This is a genomic window from Frankia sp. CeCAU1, assembly GCF_977971845.1.
Genome location: NZ_CDWWXA010000052.1, coordinates 23,731 through 31,601, shown reverse-complemented (window position 1 = coordinate 31,601; position 7,871 = coordinate 23,731). Strand labels below are relative to the sequence as shown.

6 protein-coding genes are annotated in these 7,871 nt (G+C 66.9%); all 6 read right to left on the bottom strand.

Annotated features, from left to right (window positions below; genetic code table 11):
* Window positions 1-15: 15 nt before the first annotated feature.
* The 6 genes from AC08OO_RS11565 to AC08OO_RS11540 all read right to left on the bottom strand — a co-directional run bounded on the left by AC08OO_RS11565 (window position 16) and on the right by AC08OO_RS11540 (window position 7,770).
* Window positions 16-846 carry a hypothetical protein gene (locus AC08OO_RS11565; RefSeq protein ID WP_134351173.1) on the bottom strand — a complete coding sequence of 277 codons (831 nt, stop codon included), beginning with the start codon at window positions 844-846 and terminating at the stop codon, window positions 16-18.
* 81 nt (window positions 847-927) lie between these two features.
* Window positions 928-3,159 (bottom strand): hydantoinase B/oxoprolinase family protein, encoded by a 2,232-nt coding sequence (locus AC08OO_RS11560; RefSeq protein ID WP_134351172.1) that lies wholly within the window; start codon window positions 3,157-3,159, stop codon window positions 928-930.
* Window positions 3,160-3,364: 205 nt separating this feature from the next.
* The gene (locus AC08OO_RS11555) at window positions 3,365-4,048 is read right to left on the bottom strand and encodes a GPR1/FUN34/YaaH family transporter (protein WP_476609933.1); all 684 of its coding nucleotides are present in this window, start codon (window positions 4,046-4,048) and stop codon (window positions 3,365-3,367) included.
* A gap of 134 nt (window positions 4,049-4,182) precedes the next feature.
* Window positions 4,183-5,250 carry an NAD(P)-dependent alcohol dehydrogenase gene (locus AC08OO_RS11550; protein WP_476609932.1) on the bottom strand — a complete coding sequence of 356 codons (1,068 nt, stop codon included), beginning with the start codon at window positions 5,248-5,250 and terminating at the stop codon, window positions 4,183-4,185.
* A 29-nt stretch (window positions 5,251-5,279) separates the two neighbouring features.
* Window positions 5,280-7,406, bottom strand: a complete 2,127-nt coding sequence (locus tag AC08OO_RS11545; protein ID WP_476618500.1) for a hydantoinase/oxoprolinase family protein — start codon at window positions 7,404-7,406, stop codon at window positions 5,280-5,282.
* A gap of 4 nt (window positions 7,407-7,410) precedes the next feature.
* A complete protein-coding gene (locus AC08OO_RS11540; RefSeq protein WP_476606800.1) occupies window positions 7,411-7,770 on the bottom strand; it encodes an acetone carboxylase subunit gamma in 360 nt (119 codons plus the stop codon).
* Between the last annotated feature and the right edge of the window lie 101 nt (window positions 7,771-7,871).

Here is a 7,871-nt window from a genome sequence, read left to right as displayed (position 1 = left end):
CCACGGCGGATCCCTTCAACGCGTGCCCGCGGCCAGGGCGGTGAGCCTGGTCAGCACGATTTCCGGGGAGGCCTCGGTGGGGATCTCCCCGAACCGGAACCCACGCTTGGCGGCGGCGTCGAGCAGCCGGGCGGCCTCGCTCGTATCGCTCCACACCTCCGCTGGCAGTCCCCCGCCGTAGCGCCGATCATCGGGCAGGACGCCGGCTGGCAGGTGCGGCAGGAGCAGCAGGTCGCCGGGCAGCTTGGGGTCGAGCTGGTCGGGGTCGGTCACGCCGTTCAGTCGGACCGCGGTGATCCAGCCGTAGTGCCCGGCCGCGGCCAGCAGACTGGACCAGGCGTCGGTCTCGTCCTCATCCGGCCCGCCCGCCGTGTCACAGGTGATCTGCAGCCCCCGGACCGGCCGGTCCGCCACCGAGCGGATCACCTCCAGCAAGCCGGTCGCGACGTCGTCGAGCGCGTCGAAGTCGATCTCCGCACCGGACGCGAGCAGCCTGCGCGGTGACGGGCAGTCCAGCACCAGGTCGACACGATCGCCGAACTGGTGCAGCAGCGCGTCGAGAGTGTCGGCCAGCACGCGGCGCGGCGCCGGCAGCTCCAACGCCGCACAGACGGCAGCGGCCTCGCTATCGCCGACGAGGTGGCGGGAGAACGGACCTGAAACGTTGACACCGTACACATCGGACCGCAGTAACCGGTGTGCCTGTGCACTCGCCGCGACCAGCGTGGCCGGGTCGTCATACCAGCGCTCGGGGGCGCCGGCGAAGACCCTCCACACGTACCGGTCGCAGTCCAGCCAGGTCAGGGTGTCGCGCCTGGCGTGGATCCAGTCGTCCACAGCGTTCATCGTTCTCCCGCCGTCCTCATCAGTCCCGCAGCATCAGGATCAGTCCCGCAGCATCAGGCCCACGCCGTCAGCCCTGCACCGTCAGTCCTGCAGCTCCGCCAGCTTGGCCTCCAGCTGCGCGATCCGCACGTCCTTCGGGTCGGGCATCATCACCGGCACGATCGCGTCCGCGGGGCAGGTGTCCTGCGGAGTGCCGCGGAACAGCACCCGCGGGTCGCCCCAGGAGCCGAAGAACGGCACGTCGGCCGGAGGCGTCTCGGTCTCCCACTCCTTGACGAACTCCGCATACGGCTTGCCCCGCCGCAGCCGAGCCGCCCGCTCGGCCTCCCGGGCCGCCGTGGTCCCCTCGGCGTCCACCACGGCGGTGTCGGGGTTGAGCACCACGTGGTAGATGTCGCGGACGGTGTCCATGGACACCAGGCCGTCGCGGTAGTCGGAAGCCACCAGCTCGGGATCGCGTTCGAGCACGTCCCCGTAGCCACCGCCGGTGCCCTGGGTGAGCGTGTACAGCTCACCGCGCTCGGCGAGCTCGAACTGCATGCCCATGTGATGCGTCGAGTAGGTCGCGTCCGGGAACGGACGCTCGTTCATCAGTTCCTCGACGGTGTAGCGCAGCAGTTCGCGCTGGTTGTCCATCACCTTGAAGATGTCGACATTCTTGATCTTGCACAGCGGGTAGGTGCCGGGGCCGTAGCCGCCGAAGATGCCGTGCGAGCTGGGGAACTTCGAGCCGATGCTGCACGCCATGAAGCCCCACATGGCGCTGTCCTTGACGGTGGCGATCTGCTGGTAGCCCTGGCCGCCGCGGAACTTTCCGAAGCCCTGGTTGTCCCGCATTACCCTGTTCGGCACGATCTTGAGAATCGGGACTTCTTCCTCGATGAGTTCCTGCTCCCCGATGTCGGCCATGGGCGCGAAGATCGGGGCGATCGCGTGCTCGCCGTCCCGGTTGGACCGCGCGGCCCCGCCCATGCCGTTGAGGTCGGCACACACGTTACCCACCAGCTCGCCGTGCTGGGTGACGCCACCGTAGATGAAAGTGACGATCATGTTGAACCAGCCGGCAACGATGTCCGTAGAACGTTCACCCGCGCTGTAGAGGAATTTCGGCACCGCCAACTGGGCCGCCGTGAAGGAAGGGAAGAACGTCATCATGCACTGCGCGTTCGGCGCCTCCGGCGAACAGTTCAGCGCCGACCCTGGGTCGGTGAGAACAGTCATCGGCTCGAACACCGCCTGGTTCCGCGGCAGGTCCGGCCACACGAACGTCAGGAACTCCTGGGCCAGCATGCCCTTCATCGACGAAAGGATCGTGTTGTTGGACCGGTTCAGGAACTCCGGTGACGAGCCACGGAAATCCAGGATCAGCTCGTCGTCCTTCTTGGTCATCGCCAGCCTGATCTTGACCAGGCAGTTCTCCCGCAGCGTCCCGTCCGGGAAGACGTTCTGCCGCACGGTGCCCTCCGGCCACGACCTCAGCCGGCGGCGGACCTCGTCGGCGGTGTCGGTCAGGGTGCGCCGCAACGTGGCGACGACCGCGTCGACACCGTACTCGGCGATGGTGTCGTGGATCCGGTCCCTTGTCCGCATCGCCGCGTACAGTTTGGCCTTCATGCCCTCCAGCTGCAGCTTCGGCTCGCGCACCGAGTTCTGCAGGAATGTCATGATGTCGCGGCGGAACGTGTAGTTCTCGCCCACCTTGAGCGGCGGGATCTTCAATCCCTCGTCGAACGGGGACTCCGCCGCCGAGGGCATACCGCCGGGTTCGGTGGCTCCGTTCTCACCCTCATGCACGACCGCGCCGGCGAAGCAGATCAGCTGCCCCTCGTGGAAGACCGGGATGAGGAGGCTCTGATCGGTGTTGTGGGCATTGCCGTAGCGGGCGTCATTGTGCATGAAGATGTCGCCCTCACGGACCCCGACCGTCGGCTCATCCACCCAGTACTTGACAATGAACTTGACCGGGTGCTGCGTGAGCACCGAGAACAGCAGCACACCACCCATGCTGGACAGGGCCAGGTCACCCGAGGCCGTCCACACCCCGGAGATCAGGTCGCCCCACTTCGCGCCCGGCGCCGCGCCCATCTGCTCGACCATGTCGAAGGACTCGTTACACGCGGTCTGCAGCTTGTGCCGCACCAGGTTGATCTGCTCGGGATCGGTGAACCGCGCGAGCGCCTCCGTTTCGCGGGGCGACTCCGGGGCGAGATGGTGGCTTTGCATGATCTCGGGGTCGGGCCCGAGGAACAGGACGTTTTCTTCGAGGAACTTCTCGACGAGCGACTTGCCGTCAGCGTGGTCGGGCTGGCTCATGAATCTACACCTTCTGGTAAGACGTGCCTGGCGGGCGAGGGCGAGCGGCTTCCCAGGCCCGGCACAGGCCACGCGAAACGGACGAGGGGGTTGATGACGCCGACTTTGCTGGTTTCCATCAGCCTGACGGCGCGTTCGGCTCAGTACAAGAACTTTCCATCAATACGCGTTAGCCGGCCAGCTACGGCCATCGGATCGCAGTATGTTATCCGGAGATGACCGGCTTGCCGAGCGGCAGACCCTTCCCACCGGTCTCGGCGGACATGACGGCGAGGTAGAGGTAGGCCGCTACCGCGGTGAAGCCGAACACCAGGTAGCCGCCAGCGTGGGTGAGGGCGGTGCTGGTGTTGATGGTACCGAGCAGTAGCAGCAGCAGCGCGCCGTCCGCGAACCCGAGCAGCAGGGTGAAGCTGCTGGGCAGGCGCAGGGTGGCCACGGTGACCAGGACGAGGGTGACCAGCCAGCTGATCAGCCACAGCTCGGTGGTCCTGGTGATCTGGGTGGCGGGGATGTTGTACCAGTTGTGGCCGAGGCCGAGGCCAAACGCGGCGTAGCTGCCGTAGAACCCGAAGAACACCGCGAACAGGCTGGCCAGGGGGTTCTGCCCGAGCGCCGCCGCCCAGATCGCGGCGACCAGGAGACCGACGGCCGCGGAGGTCAGGATGATCGGCAGTGCGGCGCCGGCCGCGGCGGGCGGAAGCCAGCCGGTGTCGACCAGCCCGAGGCCGAAAGCCCCGGCGATGACGGTGGGGAGGCCGAACACGGCCGGGTTGCCGCGCAGCGGGCTGAGGGGCGGCGGAGCGGGTAACGAGGCGGGTAAGGTCTCGCTCTCGTTCAGTAATGGCTGTGGGGGACTGGAAACGGTGGCGCTACCGGTGCTGGTGGTCATCGGGATGAAACCTCCTGAACGGGCAGCCCGCCTACCGGGCGGCCTGCCGGGCATGCTGCGGGTACGGGCGGCGGAGGGCCGGGCGTGCCGCGGCGGAACCGCCGGGCAGCGCCCAGCCCTCCTGGTTTTACTGGTTATGCGAAACGGATGAGGGGTTTGATGACGCCGTCCTCCTTGGTTTCCATCATGCTGAAGGCACGTTCGACCTCGTCGAACCCGAACTCATGGGTCGTCATCGGCGTGGGATCCACCCGGCCGGAACACATGAGGGCGAAGATTCGCTCGAGCCGATCGCTTCCGCCTGGGCAGAGCGACGCCAGGATCTTCTTGTCCGACATACCCAGGCCGAACGGTTCCAACGGGATCTGCAGCGGTGCCGGGTTCTCACCGTGATACCCGATGTTCGAAATCCGGCCACCGGGTTTGGTCACCCGGATGCAGTCCTCGAAGGTCTGCGGATGACCGAGCGCCTCGATCGCGCCGTCCACGCCGACGCCGCCGGTGAGATCGAGGATCTGGTTCACCACATCACCAGCGGCGGGGTCGACGACCACGTCCGCGCCGAATCGACGTGCCAGCTCCTGCCGTTCGGGCCGTCCTTCCACGGCGATGATCAGTCCGGCACCGAGCAGCCGGCAGCCGATGGTGGCGGATAACCCCACCGGCCCCTGAGCGAAGATCGCGACGGACTCACCGAGCCGCAGCTGCGCGTTCTCCGCGCCACCGAACCCGGTGGAGAGCATGTCGGTCGCGTAGACGGCTTTCTCGTCGGGCAGGTCGGCCGGAATGCGAGCGAGGTTGGCGGCCGCATTGTTGACGAGAAAGTACTCCGCCATGTTGCCATCGCGTTGCGTGGTGAATTTGTACCCACCGAGCATTCCCTGGCACTGGGTACTGAAACCCCGCTGGCAGGGGCCGCAGTGAAAGCACGGCGTAAGCGCCCCGACCGCTACCCGCTCACCGGCCTCGAATCCAGTGACCGCGGAGCCCAGGTCGTGGACGACACCGACCGCCTCGTGCCCGAGACCGCGGCCTTCGGGAACGGGCATGGCGCCCCGGACGGTGTGCACATCGGAGGTGCAGATAAGCGCCGATGTTGTCCGTACGATCGCGTCAGTTGGCCCCGGCTTCGGTATGGGCTTCTCGATGACGCCGGCCTTGCCGATGCCGAGAAACGCCAGTGCCTGCATGGTGGCTGGCATGGTTACCAACCTCGCTTCCCACGTCTCGCTCAGATGGTCCGAACGAGCACCGCGGAGCCGGTACGGCCGATGGTCAGCTGCCATCCGGGTTCGGCGAGGTAGGTCGTGCTCGGGGTTTCGATCAGGGCGGGGCCCTCGATGACGTGGCCTTCTTCGAGGTCGGCGAAGTCGTAGACGGCAGTCTTGACCGCGCCGTCGATGCCCGGGTAGTGGCATTCCCGCCACCGGGCGGGGTTCGACGCGGGGCGCGGCTCGGCCTGGGTGGGCTGCAGGTCGAACTTGTCGCGTTCGACGTAGCTGACCACGCGGATGACGTTGATGCGCACACCGGCCTCGGGTGCCTGGCTGCCTTCGCCGTACCGCTTGGCGTAGATGCTGCTGAACAGGTCCAGCAGCTCGATCACGTCGCGGTGTGAGGTGAGCCGGTCGAACGGCGACACGACCCCGATCTGGGCGAGCTGGTTGCCGTAGCGCATGTCCAGCTCCACCCGCGAGCGGATGTTGGCGGGGTCGGCGCCCTGGCGGAGGAGGTCGTCGCGGCCCTTCGCGGCGAGTTCCGTCACCGTGTCGTTGAAGACCTGGAAGTCGTCCAACATCTTGCGGGTGGTGGCGTCGTAGACCATCAGGTACATCGAGTACTCGTGAATGTGCAGCTGGTTCATATTGCCGGCGCCCAGCGCGGAGAACACCGAGCTGAACGGCGGGATCAGCACATTCTGGATGCCCAGCGTGTTGGCGTATCCGCAGGCGTGCAGCGGACCACCGCCGCCGTAGCTAAGCGCGACGAAGTTCTTCGGGTTATAGCCCTTGACCGCGACCTCCTTGAAGATCGCGTTGGCCATGTTGCTGTCCACCTTGCGCTTGATCGCCTTCGCCGCCTCGATCAGGCTCAGTCCGGTGGGCTTGCAGATGTGCTCCTCGATGGCCCGCTGCGCCCGGCGCAGGCTGAGCTTGATCGTGCCACCGGCGTAGTTGTCCGCGTCGAGGTAGCCCAGCACCAGGTTCGCGTCCGTGGTGGTCGGGAACCGCCCACCACGGCCGTAGCAGGCCGGGCCCGGGTCGGAGCCGGCGCTTTCCGGGCCGACCTCGATGGCCTCCCACAGGCGGTCGTAGCGGGCGATGGAGCCACCGCCGGCGCCGAGGGTGTGCAGGTAGGTCATCGGGGTGGAGACGAGCCAGCGGTCGATGACCGGGTTGAAGTCGTAGAACTTCACCCCGTCGGAGGTGACCAGGCCGATGTCGAAGCTGGTGCCGCCCATGTCGGTGGCGATGACGTTGGGCTGGTGGTAGGTCTTCGACAGGTAGTTGGTGGCCTCCAGCCCGGCGACCGGTCCGGAGTGGATGGTCTGCAGCGAGGAGGTCGAGTTCAGCTGGGCCATGCCGCTGGTGTTGTGCACCAGCAGCATCGGCTTGGTGTAGCCGTTGCGGCGCAGCTCGATCTCCAGCGACGCCAGCCCGTGGTACATCTGGCTGTGCAGGTAGGCGTCGATGACCGCCGACATGGTCCGGGCGTACTCACCCTTGCGGCCGGTCACCCGGTGCGACAGCACGATCGGGATCGACCCCAGCATGTGCGTGGGGTACTCGTCGAGGATGATCCGCTCGACTTCCTTCTCGTGGGCCGGGTTGATCACCGCGTTGACCAGCGCGACCACGAACGCCTGCGCGCCCTCGTCCACCAGCTTGCGCACCTGGCGGCGCACGTCGTCCTCGTCGATGGACAGCACCGCCGTGCCGCCGTAGTCGACGCGTTCCTGCACTCCGGCGATCCGGGTCACCGGCACCAGCGACACCGGCCGGTCCGCGGCGGGCAGGTCGGACTGCTGGGCCTCGGTCAGCCCGTCGCCGTAGCCACGGGCCCGCATCAGCGGCACGGTCGATTCGAAACCGGCGGTGGTGAGGATGCCGACCGCCGGACCGCTGCGTTCGATGAGCGCGTTCGTCCCGAGGGTCGTGGCGTAACGCACCGCGTCGACGGTCGAGAGCACCGTCTGCACATCCAGGTCCGCCTGGGCACTGGCCTTTGCCAGGGCATCCATGAACCCGGAGGCGAGGTTGTGATGCGTGGTCAGCGACTTCGCCTCGATGTAGGCGTCGTCGTAGACAAGAAAGCAGTCGGTGAACGTACCACCGATGTCAACGCTTACCTGCCGCATGTCCCTAGCCCTCCACAGCGCTGAGGTGGCGACGCTTCAACGCGTCGATATCGAGTTCGAGGTCGTGCGTCAGCGGATGGCCAGGCGGCAGGTACTCGTTCTCCACCTGCGTCCCGCAACCCGGGCAGTAGAACTCGACGATCCGGCACCAGGCCGGGTCGGGGGCGTAGGTGAACTCGTAGCTCTCGTCCAGGATCGGCCGGTGAATCTCCCGCGGGTCACGGTTGTGGACCAGCAGCCCGGTCTTGTAGTTCTCGCGGGCGTTCGCGATGTCCTGCCCGCACACCCGGCAGGTCCATCGCTCGGTCGCCAGATTAATCGCGAGATACTCGGTGATGTTCACGGTGGACTGCTGCTCGCTCACTGCTGGGCCTCCAGGATCAGGTCAGAGTTGCTGCTCACCCGGAACCCCCACCCGGGCTCGATCAGACAGGTCAGATAGTCACCCGCGACCAGCGCCGGCCC

What these genes read in the sequence shown, in the direction of transcription:
- AC08OO_RS11555 (WP_476609933.1), bottom strand. Translation starts at nt 4,048, where the DNA reads ATGACCACCAGCACCGGTAGCGCCACCGTTTCCAGTCCCCCACAGCCA.
- AC08OO_RS11565 (WP_134351173.1), bottom strand. Translation starts at nt 846, where the DNA reads ATGAACGCTGTGGACGACTGGATCCACGCCAGGCGCGACACCCTGACC.
- AC08OO_RS11550 (WP_476609932.1), bottom strand. Translation starts at nt 5,250, where the DNA reads ATGCCAGCCACCATGCAGGCACTGGCGTTTCTCGGCATCGGCAAGGCC.
- AC08OO_RS11560 (WP_134351172.1), bottom strand. Translation starts at nt 3,159, where the DNA reads ATGAGCCAGCCCGACCACGCTGACGGCAAGTCGCTCGTCGAGAAGTTC.
- AC08OO_RS11545 (WP_476618500.1), bottom strand. Translation starts at nt 7,406, where the DNA reads ATGCGGCAGGTAAGCGTTGACATCGGTGGTACGTTCACCGACTGCTTT.